The organism is Mycobacteroides salmoniphilum (assembly GCF_004924335.1).
Lineage (GTDB): Bacteria > Actinomycetota > Actinomycetes > Mycobacteriales > Mycobacteriaceae > Mycobacterium > Mycobacterium salmoniphilum.
Genome location: NZ_CP024633.1, coordinates 3,227,581 through 3,249,776, shown reverse-complemented (window position 1 = coordinate 3,249,776; position 22,196 = coordinate 3,227,581). Strand labels below are relative to the sequence as shown.

General features: G+C 63.0%; 21 protein-coding genes. 13 read left to right on the top strand and 8 right to left on the bottom strand.

From position 1 onward, the window contains the following. Positions 1-11 precede the first annotated feature (11 nt). Both DSM43276_RS16165 and DSM43276_RS16160 read left to right on the top strand, forming a co-directional pair. Positions 12-1,004: a CobW family GTP-binding protein gene (locus tag DSM43276_RS16165; protein WP_078329634.1), complete on the top strand. Its 993-nt coding sequence runs from the start codon at positions 12-14 to the stop codon at positions 1,002-1,004. A gap of 154 nt (positions 1,005-1,158) precedes the next feature. Continuing rightward, positions 1,159-1,626 (top strand): 2-isopropylmalate synthase, encoded by a 468-nt coding sequence (locus DSM43276_RS16160; RefSeq protein ID WP_078329672.1) that lies wholly within the window; start codon positions 1,159-1,161, stop codon positions 1,624-1,626. Positions 1,627-1,637: 11 nt separating this feature from the next. Here DSM43276_RS16160 and DSM43276_RS16155 read toward each other — a convergent pair whose 3' ends face one another. Beyond that, the gene (locus DSM43276_RS16155; RefSeq protein WP_078329635.1) at positions 1,638-3,116 is read right to left on the bottom strand and encodes a cytochrome P450; all 1,479 of its coding nucleotides are present in this window, start codon (positions 3,114-3,116) and stop codon (positions 1,638-1,640) included. 116 nt (positions 3,117-3,232) lie between these two features. Here DSM43276_RS16155 and DSM43276_RS16150 point away from each other — a divergent pair, with 116 nt between their 5' ends. Continuing rightward, entirely contained in the window at positions 3,233-3,856 is a 624-nt protein-coding gene (locus DSM43276_RS16150) for a TetR/AcrR family transcriptional regulator (protein WP_078329673.1), read from the top strand. On the opposite strand, the gene DSM43276_RS16145 is transcribed toward DSM43276_RS16150, so the two are convergent. Beyond that, positions 3,827-4,714 carry a DUF4349 domain-containing protein gene (locus tag DSM43276_RS16145; RefSeq protein WP_078329674.1) on the bottom strand — a complete coding sequence of 296 codons (888 nt, stop codon included), beginning with the start codon at positions 4,712-4,714 and terminating at the stop codon, positions 3,827-3,829. The two genes, DSM43276_RS16150 and DSM43276_RS16145, sit on opposite strands and share 30 nt — an antisense overlap. Before the next feature lie 137 nt (positions 4,715-4,851). On the opposite strand from DSM43276_RS16145, the gene DSM43276_RS16140 reads away from it, so the two are divergent. Continuing rightward, positions 4,852-5,736, top strand: a complete 885-nt coding sequence (locus tag DSM43276_RS16140) for an SDR family oxidoreductase (protein ID WP_078329636.1) — start codon at positions 4,852-4,854, stop codon at positions 5,734-5,736. On the opposite strand, the gene nadE is transcribed toward DSM43276_RS16140, so the two are convergent. Next, positions 5,733-6,554 carry an ammonia-dependent NAD(+) synthetase gene (gene nadE, locus DSM43276_RS16135; protein WP_078329637.1) on the bottom strand — a complete coding sequence of 274 codons (822 nt, stop codon included), beginning with the start codon at positions 6,552-6,554 and terminating at the stop codon, positions 5,733-5,735. The two genes, DSM43276_RS16140 and nadE, sit on opposite strands and share 4 nt — an antisense overlap. 22 nt (positions 6,555-6,576) lie before the next feature. After that, the gene (locus DSM43276_RS16130) at positions 6,577-7,191 is read right to left on the bottom strand and encodes a TetR/AcrR family transcriptional regulator (RefSeq protein WP_078329638.1); all 615 of its coding nucleotides are present in this window, start codon (positions 7,189-7,191) and stop codon (positions 6,577-6,579) included. 116 nt (positions 7,192-7,307) lie between these two features. Between DSM43276_RS16130 and DSM43276_RS16125 the strand changes: the two genes are divergently transcribed. Beyond that, positions 7,308-7,868: an NAD(P)H-dependent oxidoreductase gene (locus tag DSM43276_RS16125; protein ID WP_078323876.1), complete on the top strand. Its 561-nt coding sequence runs from the start codon at positions 7,308-7,310 to the stop codon at positions 7,866-7,868. 56 nt (positions 7,869-7,924) lie between these two features. On the opposite strand, the gene DSM43276_RS16120 is transcribed toward DSM43276_RS16125, so the two are convergent. Beyond that, complete coding sequence (locus DSM43276_RS16120) at positions 7,925-9,241, bottom strand: MFS transporter (RefSeq protein ID WP_078329639.1); 1,317 nt, start codon at positions 9,239-9,241, stop codon at positions 7,925-7,927. Positions 9,242-9,382: 141 nt separating this feature from the next. Between DSM43276_RS16120 and DSM43276_RS16115 the strand changes: the two genes are divergently transcribed. The 7 genes from DSM43276_RS16115 to DSM43276_RS16085 all read left to right on the top strand — a co-directional run bounded on the left by DSM43276_RS16115 (position 9,383) and on the right by DSM43276_RS16085 (position 18,446). Continuing rightward, a complete protein-coding gene (locus DSM43276_RS16115) occupies positions 9,383-10,183 on the top strand; it encodes an NAD(P)H-binding protein (RefSeq protein ID WP_169053064.1) in 801 nt (266 codons plus the stop codon). Between the two features lie 447 nt (positions 10,184-10,630). Beyond that, positions 10,631-10,873 carry a redoxin NrdH gene (locus DSM43276_RS16110; RefSeq protein WP_078329640.1) on the top strand — a complete coding sequence of 81 codons (243 nt, stop codon included), beginning with the start codon at positions 10,631-10,633 and terminating at the stop codon, positions 10,871-10,873. A 28-nt stretch (positions 10,874-10,901) separates the two neighbouring features. Continuing rightward, complete coding sequence (gene nrdI, locus DSM43276_RS16105; RefSeq protein ID WP_078329641.1) at positions 10,902-11,342, top strand: class Ib ribonucleoside-diphosphate reductase assembly flavoprotein NrdI; 441 nt, start codon at positions 10,902-10,904, stop codon at positions 11,340-11,342. Between the two features lie 53 nt (positions 11,343-11,395). Continuing rightward, positions 11,396-13,477, top strand: coding sequence for a class 1b ribonucleoside-diphosphate reductase subunit alpha (gene nrdE, locus DSM43276_RS16100; RefSeq protein WP_234803028.1), 2,082 nt, complete (start codon positions 11,396-11,398; stop codon positions 13,475-13,477). Between the two features lie 216 nt (positions 13,478-13,693). Beyond that, positions 13,694-16,939, top strand: coding sequence for a hypothetical protein (locus DSM43276_RS16095; RefSeq protein ID WP_078329643.1), 3,246 nt, complete (start codon positions 13,694-13,696; stop codon positions 16,937-16,939). Between the two features lie 15 nt (positions 16,940-16,954). Continuing rightward, positions 16,955-17,992: a hypothetical protein gene (locus DSM43276_RS16090; protein WP_078329644.1), complete on the top strand. Its 1,038-nt coding sequence runs from the start codon at positions 16,955-16,957 to the stop codon at positions 17,990-17,992. Positions 17,993-18,200: 208 nt separating this feature from the next. Continuing rightward, positions 18,201-18,446 (top strand): hypothetical protein, encoded by a 246-nt coding sequence (locus DSM43276_RS16085; RefSeq protein WP_136629107.1) that lies wholly within the window; start codon positions 18,201-18,203, stop codon positions 18,444-18,446. Between the two features lie 180 nt (positions 18,447-18,626). On the opposite strand, the gene DSM43276_RS23610 is transcribed toward DSM43276_RS16085, so the two are convergent. Next, positions 18,627-18,779 (bottom strand): hypothetical protein, encoded by a 153-nt coding sequence (locus DSM43276_RS23610; protein WP_157896034.1) that lies wholly within the window; start codon positions 18,777-18,779, stop codon positions 18,627-18,629. Positions 18,780-18,934: 155 nt separating this feature from the next. Between DSM43276_RS23610 and DSM43276_RS16080 the strand changes: the two genes are divergently transcribed. Beyond that, positions 18,935-19,429 carry a TspO/MBR family protein gene (locus tag DSM43276_RS16080; protein ID WP_078329645.1) on the top strand — a complete coding sequence of 165 codons (495 nt, stop codon included), beginning with the start codon at positions 18,935-18,937 and terminating at the stop codon, positions 19,427-19,429. Here the strand turns inward: DSM43276_RS16080 and DSM43276_RS16075 are convergent. Further along, a complete protein-coding gene (locus DSM43276_RS16075) occupies positions 19,426-20,793 on the bottom strand; it encodes a cryptochrome/photolyase family protein (protein ID WP_078329646.1) in 1,368 nt (455 codons plus the stop codon). The two genes, DSM43276_RS16080 and DSM43276_RS16075, sit on opposite strands and share 4 nt — an antisense overlap. Further along, a complete protein-coding gene (locus DSM43276_RS16070) occupies positions 20,790-22,148 on the bottom strand; it encodes a TIGR01777 family oxidoreductase (RefSeq protein WP_078329647.1) in 1,359 nt (452 codons plus the stop codon). Before DSM43276_RS16070 ends, DSM43276_RS16075 begins: the two co-directional genes overlap by 4 nt. Positions 22,149-22,196: the final 48 nt, after the last annotated feature.

Here is a 22,196-nt window from a genome sequence, read left to right as displayed (position 1 = left end):
GAGGACCCAGCTTGATCCCGGTCACCATCGTCTCCGGTTTCCTGGGCGCCGGTAAGACGACGCTGCTGAACAACCTGTTGCGCAACACCTTGGGTGTGCGAATCGGTGTAGTAGTCAACGACTTCGGGGCCATCAACATCGACGCCATGCTGGTCGCCGGTCAGGTTGACTCGACCATGACGATGTCCAACGGATGCCTGTGTTGTACCGCCGACGACGATGAACTCGGTGGCATGCTGACCGCTCTCGCGGGCCGCGATATCGACGCCATCGTCATCGAGGCGAGCGGGCTCGCTGAGCCCTTGCCGCTGGTGCGCATGGTGCTGGCGGCGTCGGCCGGGGATAGCCGGATCGGTTACGGGGGGCTCGTCACCGTCGTCGACACCGCCCAGTACGAGGACGTCGCGGCCCGGCACCCGGAGATCGTCCAGCACCTGTCCCTGGCGGATCTGGTGGTCCTCAACAAGATCGACCTGGCCGACGCCGCAGATCGCACCCACCTGCGCGCCGTCGTCAAGGAACGCAACCCGCGCGCGTCGATCGTGGAGACCACCGGCGCCGACGTCGACCCCCGGTTGCTGTTCGACAAGAAGGAACGCCCGACACCGATCGGTCAGCTCTCGCTGGAGGACCTCATTCGCGAGGATCACAGCCACCATCAGCACGCACATCACCATTACGAGACGGTCGAGTTCGCGACCGAGCAAGCCCTACATCCCCGGCGCCTCATCGAGTTCCTCGACAGTCAGCCCGCCGGTGTGTACCGCATCAAGGGTGTCGTTCGGCTCGGCGACAAGACACTCGCCGTGCACACCGTGGGGGATCACATCACCATCGACAAGGCGCCCAGGCGGACAGGGCTGGCGGCGGGGGCGAGTTTCGTACTCATCGGCACCCACTTGGACGGCGACACCATCACCGAGCGTCTGCACGCTCTCGTCGACGATTCACCGGATCCCGATCACGAACGATCGATACTGGTCCTCGGAAAGTATTTGCGCTAATCAGACGCCGCGTCTAGTGTTTGTTCTCGTGCAGTACTTCTCCGGTCCACTCGTAGTAGCAACCCGCAGCGGGGTCTGATCCAGACCGACCCCTCGCTGTGGGTCGAAGCTACTACCTGTCGGTCACCTTCCCTTTCGGATGAAAGACCGGCACATGCACTCCTCAACAAGAATTTCCCCGCAGATGGCTCCGTCAGCGGCTCCTGATCCGTTCATGGACCGCTTTGGCGTCCCGCTGCCGCGCGGTCTGCGCGAAGAGGCCGGCGATATGTCCTGGGCCTCGTTCTGTCAGACGTACGAGCGCAGCGGGGGTTCGCTGCGGCTGGGCCAGTGGTCCGAGGCCGGCGGGATCTACCAGGCCACGCTCGCGATCGGTGAGCGCACCGAATCGTCGACGGCCGCCGCGTGCGGGCCCATGGCGGCGCTCACCGCGATGCTGTCCGAGCGGGGGATACGGATGGAAACACTCAGCTTCCATCAGCTGCAGGACGGCGACCAGACGTGCACCTTTGTGCGCGGCACCAACGGCACCGGCACCGCCTGGGCGATGGGCCGTGCGCACGATGCCACGACGTCATCGCTCAAGGCGGTGACTGCCTGCGCCAACCGACTTGGCGGCTAGCTTCCGCGTGCTCAGCGCAAGGGGCGCAGGACGATGGGCATGCCGTCGATCGGCAGCGGCATGCCGGCGTAGTCCCACTTGGCCTCGTAGCTGGGATGGGCCAGCTCAAAGCGGTACTGCCGCAACAGTCGGTGCATGACGGCCTTGATCTCCAGCTGGCCGAACACCATGCCGATGCACTTGTGCGCACCCCCGCCGAACGGCGAGAACGCATATCGATGGCGTTTGTGCTCGTTTCGCGGTTCGGCGAAGCGGTCGGGGTCGAACTTGTCCGGGTCCGTCCACAATTCGGGCAGCCGGTGGTTCATGCCGGGCCAAAGATTGATCATCGTCCCGGCCGGGATGTGGAACCCGAGCAGATCGGTATCCCGCACCGCGGAGCGGATATTGAAGGGCAGTGGCGTGACGAGGCGCAGCGCTTCGTTCATCACCAGATCGAGGCTTTCCAACTTCTCGAGCGCGTCGATGTCCAGCGGGCCGTCACCGAGACGGTCTGACTCGTCCCGAACCCGTTCTTGCCATTCGGGATTCGCGGCCAGGTAGTAAGCCATCGTCGTGGTGGTCGACGTGGTGGTGTCGTGCGCGGCCATCATCAAGAAGATCATGTGGTTGACGATGTCGGTATCCGTGAAGGCGTCGCCCTCGTCGGTCTCAGCGTGACACAGCGCCGTCAACATGTCGGCACCTGATTCCTTGTGGCGCGCAATGCCGACCCGTTCGGCGAAGTACTCCTCGAGCAGCTTGCGCCCCTGCAATCCCTGCCACCATTTGAAGGGAGGCACGCCGAAGCGGAAGATGGCGCCACCGGCGCGGGTGGTCGCGACGAACGCCTTGTTGACCTTCTCCAGCCGCTCATGTTGAGAATGCGGCTCATTGCCCATGAACACCACCGAGGCCACGTCCAGGGTCAGCTCCTTGATGGCCGGGTAGAACAGGAACCGTCTGTCGTTGGTCGGCCACTGGGCGACGATCTCGGTTGCCACCGAATCGATCTGCTCCACGTAGCCGGCCAGGCGGCTGCGCAGGAACGCCTGCTGCATGATCAGTCGGTGCTCGCGGTGCTCCTGGAAGTCCAGCAGCATCAGCCCCCGGCTGAAGAAGGGGCCGATGACGGGAACCCAGCCCTGCTGCGAGAAGTCCTTGTTCGCGTTGCTGAACACCGCCTGGGTCGCGTCGGGGCCCAGCGCGGCGACAATCTTGCCGATGGGAGTCTGTGACCAGCTCACCGGGCCGCGCTCCTGATACATGTTGAGCACCCAGTCGATTCCGCCGCGGAACATCTCGATCATGTGCCCGAGCATCGGCAGGCCCTGGTCACCCATCACGGGCTTCAAACCGCTTCCGGGTGGCGGCGGCGCTAATTCGGTCAGTGGCCACTCGCGATTGTTGAGGTAGTTCTCGACGTAGGCCATACCCGGAAGGGTGTTCATGGTGGGAAGACGTCGTTTGGCCTGGTCTATGAGGTAATCGGTGCTGCTGATCGTCGCCATTGGGCGTGGCTCCTTCGCTCGCGACTAGCACTTCGGTGTGCTCTAGATCATCTTCGCCGCAGAACTTGACGGGTGTCAAGTTCTGTTCGTACGGTGTTTCAGTGCAAACTGTGCAGGTGGTCAGTCCAGCGCGCAGTGGCACGCAGACCCGTGGTGATCGTCAGCGCGACGCGATCATGACGGCTGTTGCCGGGCTGATCGCGGAAAACCACAGTTTCGCCGAGCTGTCGGTGAGCGCGATCAGTGAGCGGGCCGGCGTCGGCCGATCGGGGTTCTACTTCTACTTCGACAGCAAGTACTCGGTGCTCGCGCAGATGGTTGGCGACGCCTTCGCGGAACTCGACGAGCTCACGCACTACTTCGCGCCGCGGGGTGAGGAAGAGACTCCCGAACAGTTCGCCAACCGCATGGTGGGCAGTGCCGCGGCCTCCTTCGCGCACAACGACCCGTTGATGAAGGCGTGCCAGGAGGCGCGGATCACCGATCCGACAATCGCTGGTCTGCTCGACGACCTCACCGACGTCGTGATCGAGAAGATCATCAAGATCGCCGAGATTGAGGTGAATGAACGAGGCGCCCAACCGATCTCGAATGATCTGCCGGCCTTGGTGCGATCACTGGTGGCGCTCACCGCGTCCACCGTGTCCGGCGACAGCTCATTCGTCGGGCGTGAAACCGATCCCGCGCGGGCGCTTGGGGTTATCGAGACCCTATGGCGTGTCAGCCTTTTGGGTCGATAGCTGCGACGCCTCGGATCGACGCTGCCGCACCACTCGGCGAACGCCGTAACCGATTCCGCCGAGGACCGCGAACGCGCCGAGCCAGGGGAGTAGCAGGCCGAACAGCAGCAGCACGTTGTTGCCCGCCGCGACGAGTCCATCCCAACCACGCTCGATCTGTCCGAAGAACCCCTGGTACTTGGGCGGTGTCGGCGGCAGGCCCGCTTGTTCGGCGAGGAATGTGACGGTGACCGAGCTGTAGGCGACTTGTTCGCCGAGCTCGTTGCGCTGTGCCCGCAGACTGTCGAGGTCGGCCTGGCGCTTGGACAACTCGGTCTCGGCCTGGATCAAGGCCTCGGTGTCCTTGGAATCGCGCATGATCCCCAGGAGTCGGTCGACGGAGGTCTGCAGCGCGGCGATCCTGGCATCCAGATCGACCCGCTGCGCGGTCACGTCATCGCTCTTGGTGTCGGCGGATTTGACCTTGCCCAGCTCCTTGAGATCGCGAAGAACGCCGTCAAGCTTGGCTGCCGGTACCCGCAGCACGATGGCGGTATGCGCACGGCCTGATCCGGATCCGGCATCCTCCGAGCGGCTCTCCACCCGGCCATTGGCCGATTCGGCGAACCCGGCCGCCTTGTCCGCGGCTTCGGACGGGTTGGACACGGTGATCGTCATGGTCCCGGTCTTGATGATGTCTCGTTTGGCCTCCGGCGGCGGGCCGTACTGCGGGGCCTGTTGCATCGACTCGCGCATGGGGGCCGCAGGGGGCTGGGTGTAGGTGGGCGCCCCGATAGGGGTTCCGGTGGCGGCGGGGGCGTCGTCTGCACCTTGTGAAAGGTGGGAGGAGGTTCCGCCCGCGCATGCCGTGGTGGCTATCAGCACTACTGCAATTGTAGTTGCCCAAGGTAACCAACCGCAGCGAGATTGCGTGCCCTCAATCGTCATATTCCGAAGGTACCGTTTGCTATTGGACCGCGCAGAAATTCAAGAATGACGGCCGGTACGGTTCAGTGATGGCATACGACTTCACCGGTAAGCGATGCTTCGTCACCGGGGCCGCCAGCGGGATCGGACGGGCCACCGCGCTGCGTCTGGGGCGCGAGGGCGCCGAGCTGTTTTTGACCGATCGGGCCGCGGACGGACTCGAGTCCGTGGTCGAGGAGATCAAGGCCGCCGGAGGGAAGGTCAGTGCCTACCGGGCGCTCGATATCTCCGACTATGACGCGGTGGCCGCCTTCGCGGCCGACATCTTGGAGACGCATCCGAGCATGGACGTCCTGCTCAATATCGCGGGCATATCCGTGTGGGGATCCGTGGACAGGCTCTCCCATGAGCAGTGGCGCTCGGTGGTCGATATCAACCTGATGGGACCCATCCACGTCATCGAGAGTTTTGTGCCCGCGATGATCAAGGCGCGCGGCGGTGGCCAGATCGTGAATGTGTCGTCGGCGGCGGGGCTGGTGGCCCTGCCGTGGCATGCCGCGTACAGCGCCAGCAAGTACGGGCTGCGTGGCGTCTCGGAGGTGCTGCGCTTCGATCTGGCTCGCTACAAGATCGGCGTCACCGTGGTGGTGCCGGGCGCCGTCAACACTCCGCTGGTGCGCACCGTCGATATCGCCGGAGTGGACCGTGAGAACCCTGACGTCAGTAAGTGGGTAAACCGGTTCGTGGGGCACGCGACCTCGCCCGAGAAGGTGGCCGACCGGATCCTGCACGGCATCCGCCGCAACCGCTATCTCGTCTACACGGGGGTGGATATCCGCGCGCTCTATCTGTTCAAGCGCACGCTGTGGTGGCCCTATAGCGTCGCGATGCGGCTCGTCAATCACGCCTTCACCAATGCGCTGCGTCCCGGCTTTCAGAAGTCGGGGTCGAATCCGCCGTCGACGGATTCCTAGCGCCACCAGCCGTCGAACGGGGTGACGGGCACGGTCCGCTTGTGCCGGGTCTGCAGGTACCACCGTTCGATACGTTCGGCGGCCTCGACGGTGACCGCCTTGCCCTCCAGGTAATCGTCGATCTGCGCGTACGTGACGCCGAGTGCGACCTCGTCAGGGAGCGCGGGCCGGTCATCTTCAAGATCGGCGGTGGGCACCTTGTGTGAGATGCTCTCCGGGGCGCCGAGGTGGGAAAGAATCTGTGCGCCTTGGCGTTTGGTGAGTCCAGTGAGTGGGGTGACATCGACGCCACCATCGCCGAACTTGGTGAAGAATCCCGTCACGGCCTCGGCGGCGTGGTCGGTGCCGACCACGAGTAGCCGGTGCTGACCGGCCACGGCGTATTGGACGACCATGCGTTCCCTGGCCTTGATGTTGCCGCGCACGAAGTCGGACGGTGTCTCGCCGAGTGCGTCGGCGACCGCGTCCACCGCGGTGTCGGAGGCGTCTTTGACGTTGATGACGATAGAGCGGTCAGGGTCGATAAACCGAAGGGCCACCTGGGCATCGTTCTCGTCGGCCTGTACGCCGTAGGGCAACCGCACGGCGATGAACTCGGCCTCTGTTCCTTCGAGTCGTGACTCCTGTGCTGCCAGCTGGCACAGGCGCCCGGCCAGGGCGCTGTCCTGTCCGCCGGAGATACCGAGCACGAATCCCGCTGTCCCGCTGACTCTTAGATAGTCCTTGAGGAACCCCACCCGTCGCGAGACCTCGGCGGCCGGATCGATCGTGGGGGAGACGTCGAGGGCGGACCGGATCTCTTCGCGAAGGGTGCTCATTGCCCGACTGTAGAACGCTCGGTCAGCGTGCGCACACCTTGCACACCAGGTCCTCCCACGCGTCGCCGAGCCCTGTCAGCGTCTGGCCGTTGGCGTTGGTGGCGAAGTGCACGTAGCCGGGATCGATGATCGACATCAGGGCATGGGTCTGTGCGTCGAGGTCTCCGGTGCATTCGAGCTGGCTCAGCAGCATCCGGATGTGTGCGCGGACCAGCAGGGTGGGCGGTGCGTTGTGCCAGGCGTCGGCATTGGCGGTGGTGGCGCGTGCGAGGTCGAGGTGCCGTTCCAGGAAGGCCAGGCGGGCTCGCCCGAATGCGATGAGCCGGGTCAGCGGAGGTGCATCGGGACCCAGGGGCGGTGGACCGAACATGAATGCCTGCTGCTCGATGTGCTCTTCGTGGTCCAGCAGTGCCAGCAGTAGTCCGGTGCGGCTGCCGAATCGGCGGAAGAGGGTCCCCTTGCCCACGCCGGCCGCGTTGGCGACGGCATCCATGGACATGTTGTCCGGACCGACTTCATCGAGGATCTGTCGTGCGGCATCCAGGAGGCGAACGCGGTTGCGCGTGGCAACGGCACGTTCCCGGGTGGGATTCTGCGCAAGGTCGACAGAAAGCAGGGGTATTTCTTGACCAGGCATAACACCTCGATAATAGCGCCGGGGAAATATACGGACCGCAGTCCGTATTGTAGAACGTGACAGAGACACAGGATGTAGGTGCGACAAACGTGCCGTTCTGATGAAAGGTGTTCCCCATGGCCGAGAAAGTGGCAGAGAAGAACGTGCTGGCAATTGTCGGAAGCCTGCGTAAGGCATCGCTCAATCGGCAGCTCGCCGAGGCCGCTGCTGAGAACGCACCGGCCGGTGTGAGTGTGAGCATTTACGAGGGGTTGGGCGATCTCCCGCACTACAACGAGGACATCGACGGTGAGGGTGGTGCACCTGCGGCCGCCGAGGCCCTGCGGGTGGCTGTCGCTGGCGCCGATGCGGTGCTGTTGGTCAGCCCGGAGAACAACGGGACCATCTCGAGCTCGCTGAAGAACGCGATCGACTGGTTGTCGCGCCCCTTCGGTTCTAGCGTCTTCAAGGGCAAGCCGACCATCGTGATCGGGACCTCGGCGGGCCGCTACGGCGGCATCTGGGCGATCGACGAGACCCGCAAGGCGGCCGGGATTGCGACCGCGAATGTGATTGAGGACGTCAAGCTCGCGGTGGCCTCCTCGGCCTTCGACGGTAAGCACCCGCGTGAGCACGCCGAGACGGTTGCCGAGCTGACCAAGGCGTTGGACGCGTTGACGGCCGATTCTGACAGCTGATTTGTCGCGGTCGATTGACGGTCATGCCCGGTACTTGCCGGGCATGACCGTTCTCGTTACTGCTGTGTTGATCCGGCCCATGTTTCCTTCATGGCGGAGACCGAGGCGACGCTGATGGCGCATATCGCCAGCAGCATCAGTCCGACGGCCCAGCTGCCCAGAGTGCTCTGCAGCGGGCCGGCGATCAACGGCGGGATGGCGCCGCCGAACACGCCGGCCACGTTGAACGCCACGCCGGTGCCGCTGTAGCGGGTGCCCACGGGATAGGACTCTGGAAGGAAGCTCGCCATCGGTCCGAATGCGAGCCCGAACAGTACATAGGTGAGCACCATGGCAGCCAGATAGGCCCAGAACGGACCGCTGGCCAGCAGGGGAGTGACCAGGAGCGTCCACGGCAGTATGAGCGCCATGCTGGTCAAGATCACCCGGCGCCGGCCCAGCCGGTCGCTGAGGATTCCGCCCACAGCGGCGGACACCATGAGGACCACGGCCCCGAGCACACCGGCGGTGAGTATGGCCGCGCGGGAGAAGTGCAACTCCGATCTCGCGAATCCGGGGAAGTAGGTGTTGGTCATGAAGGACAGCGTGAAGATGATCAGCATCGTCCCGCAGGTCAGTACCAGGGTGCGCGGGCTCTCCGTCATCACATGCCGCAGAGGTGATTTCACCAGCTTGTCCTGAGCTTTCGCCTGGGCGAACTCTGGCGTCTCGGCGATGTGGAGCCGGATGTACAGACCGACCGCCACCAGGAGCCCGCTGGCGATGAAGGGCACTCGCCATCCCCACGACAGGAATGCCGGGCTGTCTTCCCCGACCGTGACGCTGACGATGAGGAAGACCAGGCTGCTGAGCAGTAGCCCGGTTGAACTCCCGATCGGCACGGCGGTCGCGGCACGACCGCGGACGCCGCTTGGCGAGTACTCGGAGGAGAGCAGTGCCGCCCCACTCCATTCACCGCCGACTGCAATGCCTTGCACGAGTCGCAGCAAGACGATGGCTGTCGGGGCGGCCGCCCCGATCGAGGCGGCGCCGGGAACCAAGCCGACCGCCATGGTGGCGAGCCCCATGGTGATGAGGGTGACCACCAGAGTGCCTTTACGGCTGAAGCGATCTCCGTAGTGGCCGAACAGGGCGGCGCCAATCGGCCGCGCTAGAAACGCGGTGCTGAAGGTGGCTATGGAGGCGAAGAACGCCAGAGAGTGGCTGAGATTCGGGAAGAAGACGGCCGGGAAGACGAGTGCGGCCGCCGTGCCATAGATATAGAAGTCGTAGAACTCGATGGCCGAGCCGACCGCGCTGGCCATAAACACTCTGCGGGGGCTGACATCTGCGCCCGTCATGTGCTGCTGCGGCTCCGCGGCTGATGACGTCATCGCGGAGCGATCCGGCTCAGTTCCATGCGTGGCAGCTTAGGGTGCAGCGCCGTTGTGCCCTGAACCTACGGATCCTGACTGCGGCCAATGGTGAGTCTCACGAGCGCGGAACTGTCGGTCATGCCCGGTAGCTTGCCGGGCATGACCGTTCTCGTCACTGGCGCCACCGGAAACATCGGCCGGAAGGTCGTGGATCATCTCGTTGCTTTGGGTGTCGGCGATATTCGAGCCTTGACCACCTCGCCGGAGAAGGCGGCACTGCCGGATGGGGTGACGCCGGTCCTCGGATATCTGGGCAAGCCCGAGAGCCTCGAGGGGGTGTTCGACGGCGTCGAACGGATGTATTTGGCGCCGCTGCCGTCCACGGCCGTGGACGTGCTGGAGTTGGCGCGCGCCGCTGGGGTGGGGTATGTGGTGGCGCTGGCAGGGGATGCGTCGTGGTGGGCCGAGCAGGCCGCGGCGGTCGAGAACAGCGGCGTCGGCTGGACGCAGCTGGGTCCCGGGGAGTTCATGGAGAACTACGCGATGTGGGCCGAACAGATCAACCGCACCGGCGCGGTCCACGAACCGGAGCGCCACGCGGCCCAATCGCCCATCGCCATGGATGACATCGCGCGGGTGGCCGCGGTGGTTCTTGGTTCGGGCGATGAGCACCTGGGTAAGAGGTATCCGATTACCGGTCCGGAGGCGGTGACCCGGCAGCAGCTGGTGCAGACCATCGCCGATGTGGCGGGCGTGGAGGTGCGCTATGTGATCAGCTCACCCGAAGAGGCGGTGCGGGAGCTGAGGCCGACGATGGGAGATCGGGCCCAGTGGTACGTCGATACCCTGACCGACCCTGCTTTCGAGCAGCCGGCGAACACTTTGGTGGCAGATCTGACCGGGTACCCGGGTACCACTTTCGCGCAGTGGGTGGCCGACAACGTGGGACTCTTCCGTTAGATCGGAATCTGTCCCCAGATTCGTCCACAGAACTCCACAGTTTCCACAGACTCGCCGGGCTACAGGGTTTGCCCGGCGGTGGGTGATCTGCTAGCCGGTGTGGGTGCCCGGTGGTGGACACCAGATGTGGTCTAGCCACCGCCGGACGCCTGGACACGCCGCGCATACGACACGCCCGAATTTCACGGGTGTCAGGTCTCACGACCAGGGAATTTCATGAATGTTGTTCAGAACATCTTGTATAGGTTCCGATTGTCGGACACTAGGTGTAGTGTCTGGAACACCGAAAGGCCGGGAACCAATCCGGGCCGAACGGCCCGGATTCTCGCCAGATCTTCTGGCCGATTCTGGCGCTCAGCCACCACGGGCGACACGGAATTTTCCGGGGTGCTTGACTGCTGAAAACTTTGTTGAGATGTACACGATCGATTCGCTGAGGAGCTACGCATGAGCGTCACCGTCTACACCAAGCCCGCTTGCGTACAGTGCAACGCGACGTACAAGGCCCTCGACAAGCAGGGCATCGAGTACAGCATCGTGGACATCAGTGAGGTTCCCGAGGCGCGCGATTACGTGATGGCGCTCGGCTACCTGCAGGCGCCCGTGGTCGTGGCCGGTGACGATCACTGGTCGGGTTTCCGTCCGGACCGCATCAAGGCGCTCGCGGGCGCAGTCGCAGTCTCTGCCTAATAAGTAGTAAGTAGTACGGGAGCCGGGCATGGCCCATCTGGTCTATTTCTCCAGCGTGTCGGAGAACACCCACCGCTTCGTTCAGAAGCTGGATGTTCCCGCCACCCGGATCCCGCTGCGCGGCGACATCGAGGTTGACGCCCCCTATGTCTTGGTCGTGCCGACGTACGGCGGTGGGCATCCGGTTCCCGGTCAGGCCGGGGGATACGTCCCCAAGCAGGTCGTGAAGTTTCTCAACAATGAACACAACCGGTCCCTGATCCGCGGGGTCATCGCGGCCGGGAACACCAATTTCGGTGCGGAGTACTGCTACGCCGGCAAGGTCATCGCGGCCAAGTGCGACGTGCCATATCTGTACCGCTTTGAACTTATGGGCACCGTAGAAGACGTGCAGCAGGTGCTCGCTGGACTCGACGAATTTTGGAAGGACACACCGTGGCGCCAACCGCGACAACTGCAGAACCTGTGACCTCTGCGCACGGCTCGGCTCACGGCGAGCTGGACTATCACGCCCTCAACGCGATGCTCAATCTGTATGACGCAGACGGCAAGATCCAGTTCGACATGGATGCCGCGGCGGCGCGGCAGTACTTCCTGCAGCACGTCAACCAGAACACGGTCTTCTTCCACAATCAGGACGAGAAGCTCGACTACCTGATCGAGAAGGAGTACTACGAGCGCGAGGTACTCGATCAGTACTCGCGCAACTTCGTGAAGTCGCTGCTGGACCGGGCCTTCGCCAAGAAGTTCCGGTTCCCGACGTTCTTGGGCGCCTTCAAGTACTACACCTCTTACACGCTGAAGACCTTTGACGGAAAGCGTTACCTGGAGCGCTTCGAAGACCGTGTGGTCATGGTGGCGCTGACCCTGGCCTCGGGTGACACCACGCTGGCCGAGAAACTCGTCGACGAGATTATCGACGGACGTTTCCAGCCGGCTACCCCCACCTTCCTCAACTCGGGCAAGAAGCAGCGCGGCGAGCCGGTGTCCTGCTTCCTGTTGCGCATCGAGGACAACATGGAGTCCATCGGGCGCTCCATCAACTCGGCGCTGCAGCTGTCCAAGCGCGGTGGCGGTGTGGCCCTGCTGCTCACCAACATTCGTGAGCACGGCGCGCCGATCAAGAACATCGAGAACCAGAGTTCGGGTGTCATCCCGATCATGAAACTGCTCGAAGACTCGTTCTCTTACGCCAACCAGCTGGGTGCTCGTCAGGGTGCCGGGGCCGTGTACCTGCACGCGCATCACCCGGACATCTTCCGTTTCCTGGATACCAAGCGGGAGAACGCCGATGAGAAGATCCGCATCAAGACGCTGTCGCTGGGCGTGGTGATTCCGGACATCACCTTCGAGCTGGCGAAGAAGAACGAGGACATGTACCTGTTCTCGCCGTACGACGTCGAGCGCACCTACGGGGTGCCGTTCGCCGACATCAACGTCACCGAAAAGTATTACGAGATGGTCGATAACGGCCAGATCCGCAAGACGAAGATCAAGGCGCGCGAATTCTTCCAGACCCTCGCCGAGCTGCAGTTCGAGTCGGGTTACCCGTACATCATGTACGAGGACACCGTGAACCGGGCCAACCCCATCGAGGGCAAGATCACCCACTCGAACCTGTGCTCGGAGATCCTGCAGGTGTCGACGCCCTCGCTGTTCAACGATGACCTGTCGTACGCCAAGGTGGGCAAGGACATTTCGTGCAACCTGGGCTCGCTGAACATCGCCAAGACGATGGACTCCCCGGATTTCGCGCAGACCATCGAGGTGTCGATTCGCGCGCTGACCGCGGTATCGGATCAGACGCACATCTGGTCGGTGCCCTCAATCGAGCAGGGCAACAACGACTCTCACGCCATTGGGCTGGGGCAGATGAACCTGCACGGCTACCTGGCTCGCGAGCGGATCTACTACGGCTCCGAAGAGGGTGTGGACTTCACCAACATCTACTTCTACACGGTGCTGTACCACGCGCTGAAGGCGTCGAATCGTATTGCCATCGAGCGCGGCAAGAGCTTCGGTGGCTTCGAGAAGTCGAAGTACGCCAGCGGCGAGTTCTTTGACAAGTACACCGAGCAGGTGTGGGAACCGGCGACCGAGAAGGTCCGCCAGCTCTTCGCCGATGCCGGGATTCGCATTCCGACACAGGATGATTGGCAGCGGTTGAAGGAGTCGGTGCAGCAGCACGGCATCTACAACCAGAACCTGCAGGCGGTGCCGCCGACCGGTTCGATCTCTTACATCAACCACTCCACGTCATCGATCCACCCGGTGGCCTCGAAGATCGAGATCCGCAAGGAAGGCAAGATCGGGCGCGCGTACTACCCGGCGCCGTACCTGACGAACGACAACCTGGAGTACTACCAGGATGCGTACGAGATCGGGTACGAGAAGATCATCGACACCTATGCCGCGGCCACGCAGCACGTGGACCAGGGCCTGTCGCTGACGCTGTTCTTCAAGGACACCGCCAGCACGCGCGACGTGAACAAGGCGCAGATCTACGCCTGGCGCAAGGGAATCAAGACGCTGTACTACATCCGGCTACGGCAGATGGCGCTGGAAGGCACCGAGGTCGAGGGCTGCGTCTCCTGCATGCTGTAGGAGTGTTCTAGACGAGAAGCGGGCCAGGGAGAATTTTCCCTGGCCCGCTTCTTTATGCCTTCCAGTGCGTTCACTGACAACTCACCAGAGCGGCGCGCGGATGAGTTCCTTTGTCTATAGGCGGCGCATGAATGTTTGCTACCCGCATGGACAGCTGTCCCAAGATGGGCGTAGTGTCAGGTCCCTGAGGGCTTTGCGGGATTCAACGGAGGCGGCGTGGCGGGGAACGATCGATCGACTAAACAGCTGACAGCTGTATCGGACTGCCGCGATATGGCGCATTCTGCTGCGGCTACGCAAGAGTTGCCTGCATGTGATCCTGAACAGCGACGCGGTGTCGAAGTCGATGCCGGTCGTCGGTTGGCTGCTTTCGCTGCTGGGGGTGTCCTGGTGGTTGGTGCGGTGGCCGCGTTGCATAATCTGTACCGCAGCGGCGATAGCGCGTCCGAGTTGGTTGGTTGGGCTGGGTTGTTGCTGCTTGCACTGACTGCGCTTAGTGGCGGTGTGAAGCTCGCGATGTGGGCTGCCCGGCCGGTAACCACGGCGTTGTTCGACGAAGTGAAGACACGCCTGCCTGAACCTGTGTTGGCGGTTGTTGCGGCCGCCGCGGTGATCGCCGGGGCACTGGGCATGTGGTGGACGTTCCGCGGTGGGTACGCCATCTGGTGGCGGTCGGTCACCGGTGAGGGCCAGTGGACGCTATCGCTTGGAGTCGGCCAGATGCTGGTCGCGGTGCTGGCAGGCGCTGCACTGTTCACCGGTGGCAAGTACCTCACTGGATTGGCCAAGGAAGTGCTCACTGACTCGGGTCTGCTCATTGAGCGTGAGCGGGCGACCGGCAAGCGCCGTGCGCAGGAAGGGCTGTGGCATCCCGGCCTGGTGGCGGCCTTGATCGCTGGTGGTTTGGGGTTGGTGCTGCTGACCGCCGGGATTACTCCGCGGTTGTATGTGTGGATCACCGGCCCCGACGTGCTGCCCGCTATCGCCTCTATCGCCGCAGTCCTGGTGTGGGCGATCGGGTCCAATCTGGGCTGGTGGAAAGGCCTTGCCGGTCTGTGGAAATGGGCCACCGACGCCTCGCAGAAAGCTACCGCGACCGCGGGTGTGGTGGGGGTGCTGATGTTTTCGGCTGGGGGACTGGGTTTGGGCTGGTTCACTCCGGCCACGGTGCCGGTGGCGCGGGCGGCGTGCCCGCCGGATTGTGGTGGTCCGGGCGGTAGTGACGGTCCTCCCGGGGGCGGGCAGATATTTCAGCCGCCGAGTCAAGGTGGGCCGCAGATGCCCGATTATCAGGGCGGTATTAATCAGCCGCCGATGGATCAAAACGGCTCGGTATCGATCTATAACACTCAGGCACCCTCGGCGGGTAACAGCACTGGCTCCCAAGGCGCGCAGCAGGGGCCTCAGCAAGGGTGGGATCAGCCCGCACACGGCACCCAACCCCCGGACTATCAGAACGCGACGCCGTATACCCAAGGACCAGGCAGGCCCAATCCAGATTTCAACGGCGGACAAGCAAATCCGGGATCGCAAGGGGGTCAACCGAATCAGGGTGTGCAGCAGCCGGCGCAACAGCCACAACAGGCGCCCCAGAATCAGCCGCCACAGCAGAACACCGGGCAGGAGCCTAATCAGCAGCCGAACCAGTCGTCGGATCAGCAGAAGATCGATGATTTGACGCGGCAGTTGCAGGAGAAACAGCAGCAGTCCGTTCAGGATCGTCAGCGTGCTGATGATCTGACTAAGCAGTTGCAGCAGAACAAGCAGAACCAGAAGCAGCAGCAGTTGCCGAAGTTCCCGTCGAAGGACAAGAAGAAGGACGATAAGGACGAGCAGGACGACCGCGATAAGCAGTCCGGTGACAACGATTTGGCGGCGCTGTTGATGGGTGCGGCCTCGACGCGGCGCCGTAAGCAAGACGAACAAGAACCACAAGGCCCGGATACGCAAGCCCTTGGGCAGGATGCATCCCAAGCGGTGCAAGGTCTTCCGGGTGATGTGCAGACATATGTGCAGTCCGGCCAACAGATCGGACAGTCGTCGGGTCAGGCCGCGCAAGGCTTCGGCTCCGCCGCCCAGGCCGGTGCCTCGCTGGCGTCGTCGGCGCAATCTGGTGCGGTGAATCCGCAGGACGCCATCACGCTGGTGCAGGGTGTCTCGCAAGGCATCCAAGGCACCGCAGATGCCGTCAACGCGGGCTCGCAGATCGTGAAAACAGGTCAGAAAGAAGCCGATCAGGCCGCCCAGGCGGTCGGGGACGCCAACCCACAACTGAAACCGCAAACCGAGCAGTTCACCCAACTCAACGACACCGTGTCGAAGGGCACAGACGGTGTCGGCCAGGTCGCCGCCGGTGTCTCCCAGCTGTCCGGCGTGGTGAATTCGGTGAGCAGCATGGGCTCGGGCGGGCTGCCGTCCGATGCACAGCCGGTGGACCTGCAATCTGGGGAAGTACCCGATGGCACGGCGACGGCCGTGGACGGGCCCACTGATGGCGGAGACAAACTCCCGTACGAGCTGCAAAACGGGCCGGTCCCTGGTGATGACGCTGACGATTTGGGCAGCCTGAATGAGACGCAGGATGCGCTGGATCGGGCCATTGTTGATAGGCAGCAACAGGCCGCACCGCTACAACAGGCGCTGGATAAAGCCGCCGCGCAGGCGTATGTAGAGCGCTCGGGCAGCGGCTTCGTGTCGGCCAATGCCCGCGCCGAGCAGCTGCGCAGCCAGCTCGCCCAGCTCTACGGGGACATTGGTGCGTTGTCGCAGTCCGCCGATTCAGTAAACACCCTGCAAGGCGGTGTGGTCGATGGGGCGGGCAGGGTGTTCGACCCGTCGAACATGTTCGAGTACAGATTCACCGACGGTGCCCTGACCAGCATTAACTATCTTGATCCGGGGCAGGTTCAGGCTGTGGCCGAGCCCCTGCTGTCGGCGATCACTGGTATCACCGGCGCTCCTGGCCTCATCAGAGGTATCGGGGCACTGCTGGCACGTGAGGGCGCCGCCGAGATCGCCACCATCACCGCCGAAAACGTGCTCACCCGTGCTGGCACCCAAGCAGGCGCTCAAGCCTCCAGCGCGGCCACTCGGCTCGCGGCCAACCAAGCCGCCGGCAACGCCTTCCGCGACGCTTTCGCCCAAAGCCTCGGAGGAGCAACACGAGGGATCGCGACTGAAGCGTTCCGCCCGACCAGCCTCGGCGCCCGCTACATCGACGTACTGAATCCCAGAACTTTGGCAGCGTTCGAGACCAAAGTGGGCCGCACGTCGTTCGGCAGTAGAATCCAGGCCCAAGTAGCCAAAGACGCCGAGCTACTCGGCAACGGCCAGCTCACGAGTGTGACGTGGGTGTTCAAGCTGGCCGATCCGACGAAGGTGGCCTCGGCTGCCAACGGCGGGCCGACCGCGAATCTGTTGAACGCGTTGACCAAAGCCGGTATCAGCGTTCTCTACCGGTAAGAGTGAGGGATTCTTATGGTGTATCGGATTGATTTCGACAAAGCCCCCGACGAGGAGGCCATGGTCGCGGAATTGATGTCGACGGTGACTGATGCGGGCGCGCAGGTGATTCCCGCGTTCGAGGAACGGGTAGGCCGCTACCGGATCGAGCCGTGGGACATCACCCTCGATGTGGACTGGCAAGTCCACCTGTCCATCCCGACGCGCCCAGAGGCCGATCCTGACGTTGCCATCGAGCGGCTGTATCTATTGGCCCGTGACCTTGACAGCCTCGGCATGCACGGCTTCGACCGCGAACTGGGCACCCCAGTCAGCGACACCGCTGGCCTGGATGCCCCCACCCGCGAATTCGCCACCCAAATCGAGAAATCCAAATCCCCGGTTCCTGACGTACTGGGCCCGGTGGATACCGACCGAGTGCCGTGGCCAGTCAATTGGGACGGCTACATCCCCTTCGGGCGCATCGGCGGCCTCATACCGAGTGAAGACCTCTCCAAGGAAGACGCCCAGGCGCGGTTTGAGCAGGTCGCCAGCAGCATTGACGAACGCATTAACGAACTCGGAAAACTCACCCGCACACACGGATTTGAGCTCGTCAACAGCCCGGCACACATCGAACAACTCACCAACTGGGTTATCGGCAGCATCGAAGATGCAGGTCATGGCGAGCTGCGTGCCTACTGGCAATCGGTGCTCTATGACGTAGCGATCTTCGTTGGAAAATCCCTCATCCAACGGATTCCCTACCTGAAATGGACTTTCGTTGCTAAAGGTTCGCGACGCACCGTCGAGAACTACCAAGGCACCGTTATCGGAGGATTCACCAAAACCCTCTCTCCAACCTTTGACGTGTTCACTGCGGTCGCGTTCATAGGGGGTGCCACAGAATTGGACATAACCCCAGGTACGGGCAACGCGCGGCCAGATGTATCGGCCCGGAGAAAGACACTCCTTTCCGATCTGATCAACAAGAAGGACGAGCCTGCACCGAAATTTGAGCCATCCGCGGAATTACGTGAAGCACTAAGTCAAGTAGAAGAAGAAGAAGTCTGAGCAAGGCTCGTCTGCGCGGCCTGTGCAGGCCGCCTTCCGGGGCAGGCAGCCGGGACACATGTGGTGGCATGGCATTGGACTCGGTCTACGAGCACGGTACTGGCCCTGCCCAGCTCGTTACCAAAACCTCTGAAGAGTTCTTCGGCGACACCGCCCAACGAGGTGCCCGTTCTGATGGGCACAAGACCTTTCAATCTATGGGGTAGCGATGAACTTGATTCAGAGGGCAGACGCGCACAGAATTGCTGTCGAATTTATCAATCTAGAAGGCCTTGGCGATGTCACGATCGTGGATGACGCTGTCGTAGAAGCTGGCGACGCCTGGTATTTTCCGTATGATGGTACGGACTATCTTGTGAATGGTAATATTTCAGCGGCATTGGCGGGGAATCTTCCTATCAAAGTTCTGAAAGATGGCACCTTGGTGGGCTATGAACGTCCGCCTGGATGGTGACCTCCAGCCCTGGAGATATCCAAGTCGTGTCTCGCGGCAGTGGAGCAGTTCGGGCTTGCTGCACTCGATAACTGAGTGCTGATCGCGCGTACTCTCGTTCGGGGTACGACTCTGGTCCTGCGTTCCAACTGACGAGGGGCGTTCAAACGAGGAACATGATCGGACTAGTGACCGTTGGTCTCACGTGTAGCCCTCGATCGGACGAAGCATGTAGCCACCGGGGATATGCCCTGTCGCGTAATGGTAGATGAAGATGTCAGCGGCTTCTTCGGAGTTGAAAACCTCGGGGTAGCTGACATATTCAGCGCCGTGCGGCAACCGAATCCCCGTCACGAGGGCCGCGTCTCTTGCATGCGGTAGGGGCGTATTCCGGACAAACAAGCATGCCAGGGGATCACGTCCTGCCCGTCTGGATTCAACGACATTGTCGGTGTCGCAATTTGGCCATGACCGTATGACTGACGTGCGATTTTGACTACTATGTCGATATGACTCAAGGGATTTCGCGCCGGTGGCCCAGAGAATGGGCCGGGCTTGCCGTCTCTGCCATTGCGGTGACGATCGCCGCTGGAGTCGGCGGGGCGGCCGCAGCCAGTGCTGCGGAAAGCTATGGGCGTCTGCAGCAGCCCGGTTGGGCCCCACCGGCCGCACTATTTGGCCCCATGTGGACGGTGCTGTACGCGTTGATGGCGGTATCTGCATGGCTGGTATGGCGATCACACCCCTCGCGGGAGAACCGACTGCCTCTGGCGGTGTACGGCGTACAACTCGTCCTGAACATGGCCTGGACACCGCTGTTCTTCGGGCTTGGCTGGCGGGGAATAGCATTCATCGAGATCCTCGTGCTGTGGGGGTTCATTGCCGCAACGGTGGCGCTGTTCTGGCACAGAAGCCGTTGGGCCGCAATCTTGTTGCTTCCCTACGTGGCATGGACGACATTCGCGGCGGTGCTGAATTTCTCGGTGTGGCAGCTGAATAGCTAGTGGTCTTGCCTTGCCCGGTAACGGTGCAGCGCGATGTTTCTTTCCTCTGCGTGATCGATGATGGTAGCCGGGTATCCGCGACTGTGGCCGTCGGAGTGCTTCCAGGGTGTGAGGGCTGAGGCACCGGGCAGGTGCTGTAGTTCCGGGATGTATTTGCGGATGTAATCGCCGTTGGGGTCAAACTTTTGTGCCTGAGCCGTGGGGTTGAAGACTCGAAAGTACGGGGCGGCATCGGTGCCCGTTCCTGCGACCCATTGCCAGCCGTGTGTGTTGGAGGCACTGTCGGCATCGATGAGGTGGTTCATGAAGTGCTTGGCTCCGTGCGGCCACCAGACGTGGAGATCCTTAGTAAGGAAGCTCGCGGTGACCATCCGCACTCGGTTATGCATCCAGCCTTCGGCAAGTAGTTGCCGCATACCTGCATCAACCAATGGGTATCCGGTTTCTCCGCGTTGCCAGGCTGTAAAGCCTTCGCCGGGTTCGGTATAGGCCAAATGTGCTAGGGCGTCGGTTAAGTCGGCGTGCGCGGAGTGTGGTTGGTGGTAGAGCACGTCGGCGTAGAAGTCTCGCCAGGCCAGCTCCGAAACGAACTTGGCGCCGTCTTGGCCTGCGATGGCCGCCAGGTCGGCGAGGAGGGTGCGGGGATGGATCGCCCCGACTTTCAGATAGGGCGAGATCCTGGATGTGGCGTCCAGATCGGCGCGGTCGCGACGTACGGCATACCCGGTGAGGTCGTGTGTGAGGAAGTGTTCCCACAACATGCGGGCCGCTACCTCGCCCGCGGGCGGCATGGTGATGCCGCATCTTTGGGTCAGTTCGGTGAGTAACGACCTGGCGGAGTCTGATTGCGCGGGCTCGGGAGGCTTGGTCCAGGAAGGCCTGGTTTTCAGGTGGGCGGGGCGCGGCCAGTGGTGCTCGCGCCAGGCGCGTTCGAATGCGGTGAATACCCGGTACGGGGACCCGTCGGATTTGAGGATTCTTCCCGGCGTCACTGCGTAGGGTGAGCCCGTCTCGATCCAGTCCACGCCGATCTCGGCCAACGCGGCCGATACCGAAGTATCGCGGCGCCTACCGAAGGGGGTCGTCTCCCGGCTTACGTGCACCTCAGTTGCGCCGACACGTTGGGCGAGCTCTGTAAGGACCTGTTCCGGTGCACCGGAATGGAGGCAGAGCCGCCCGTCGAGTTGGTTATCAAGGTCAAGAACGTTGGCGGCAAGCCACGCATCCCGTGGACGCGGTGCGCCGCTAAGCAACTGCGGGTCCAGGACGAACACGGCAAGTACGTCGCTGCGCGCGGCCGCGGCTTGGAGCGCGGGATTGTCGGCCAACCGCAAGTCGCGGCGGGCCCACCAGATAACGGTCACGAGCGGATATGACTTCCCAAGAGATGACCCAAGGCCGGACCGATGCTGGGAGTCCGGAACACGTGTTTGCGGTCCAATAGTGTTGCGGGAGAGACACGCTGACTTGCCATCGCGAGCTCTTCGGCTCCCTCGCGTCCGAGCAGCAGTGCGGGGCCGAAGGCAGGCACGGGTATGACCGCGGGGCGGTGGACCGCCTGGGCCAGCGCGCGCGTGTATTCGACGTTGCGAACCACGCCGGGTGCCACGGCGTTAAGGGGGCCCGATAGTGAAAGGTCCCACAGGCAGCGGTGATAGATGTCTACCAAGTCGTCGATTCCGATCCAGGGCAGCCACTGGGTACCGGAGCCCAGTCGCCCGCCCAGGCCCGCCCGAAAAAGCGGGAGCAGGAGCTTGAGGGTTCCGCCGCGTGGTGACTGCACAATGCCGGTTCGGACAGTGACAACCCGGGTCCCGGCGCTCTCGCCTGCTAATGCTGCCTGCTCCCAGCGAGCGACCACATTGGAAAGAAAGTCTGCCGTTTGCGGGGGTGGGCTTGTCTCGGTGAGGGTTTCGTCGTCTCGTCTCTTTCCGTAGTACCCCACCGCTGAGGCGCTGACAAAGGTGCTTACACCTGCGGATGCGGCAGCTCGGGAAAGCAGGCGAGTGGGCTCGATTCGGCTGGAGGCGATGAGCTCTTTGTGCCGCTGGGTGAAGCGTCCGGCGATGGTGGCACCCGCCAGATGGATGACGGCATCGACGCCTTCCAGTGCGGCCGGGTCCGGATCGTCCGGTTCCCAATTCCGCTCGGTACGGTGCATTGGCTCTCCGCGGATCAGGCGGATCACCCGGTGCCCACCCGTGCTCAGGAAGGCGGCAAGCGCGGTACCGACCAGGCCGGATGCGCCGGTGATTGCCACTGTCGAGGCATGCATTCCATGGTCGGCGGCCCTGCGGTGTGCGGCCAGATCCCCGGTGAGCTGCCGGTGACGGTATGCGATGAGCTCGGCCAGAAACCTTCCGGGAATAGGGGTTTCGATCGTGTCGCGTACCCGGGTGCTGCCGGCGCCGAGTGGCTCGAACTCGTGGACATGCCGCCACGGCAACAAACCGCTTACCGCCGACCGCAGTCCCGTCGTGACGCCTTCGTCGACGAATCGTCTGCCGGGCAGGAAAGCATCCTGATCGTGGCGGGAGACCCAGCGCAGGCCTGCCGGCAAGTCCAGGACGGCAGTCCCGTCGCACAGCGAGGCCGCTTCGGTACGCAGCTCGAGTGGCGCCCACGGTGCAGCCAAGCGACTGAACGCGCCCGGTCTGGAATACCAGGCGAACACATCCTCGATGGGCGCGTCGACAATCACCGAACCACTGATACCCATAAGTCTCCGATCATCGGGAAGGCTGGTTCCACTGCCCTCTACGTGGCC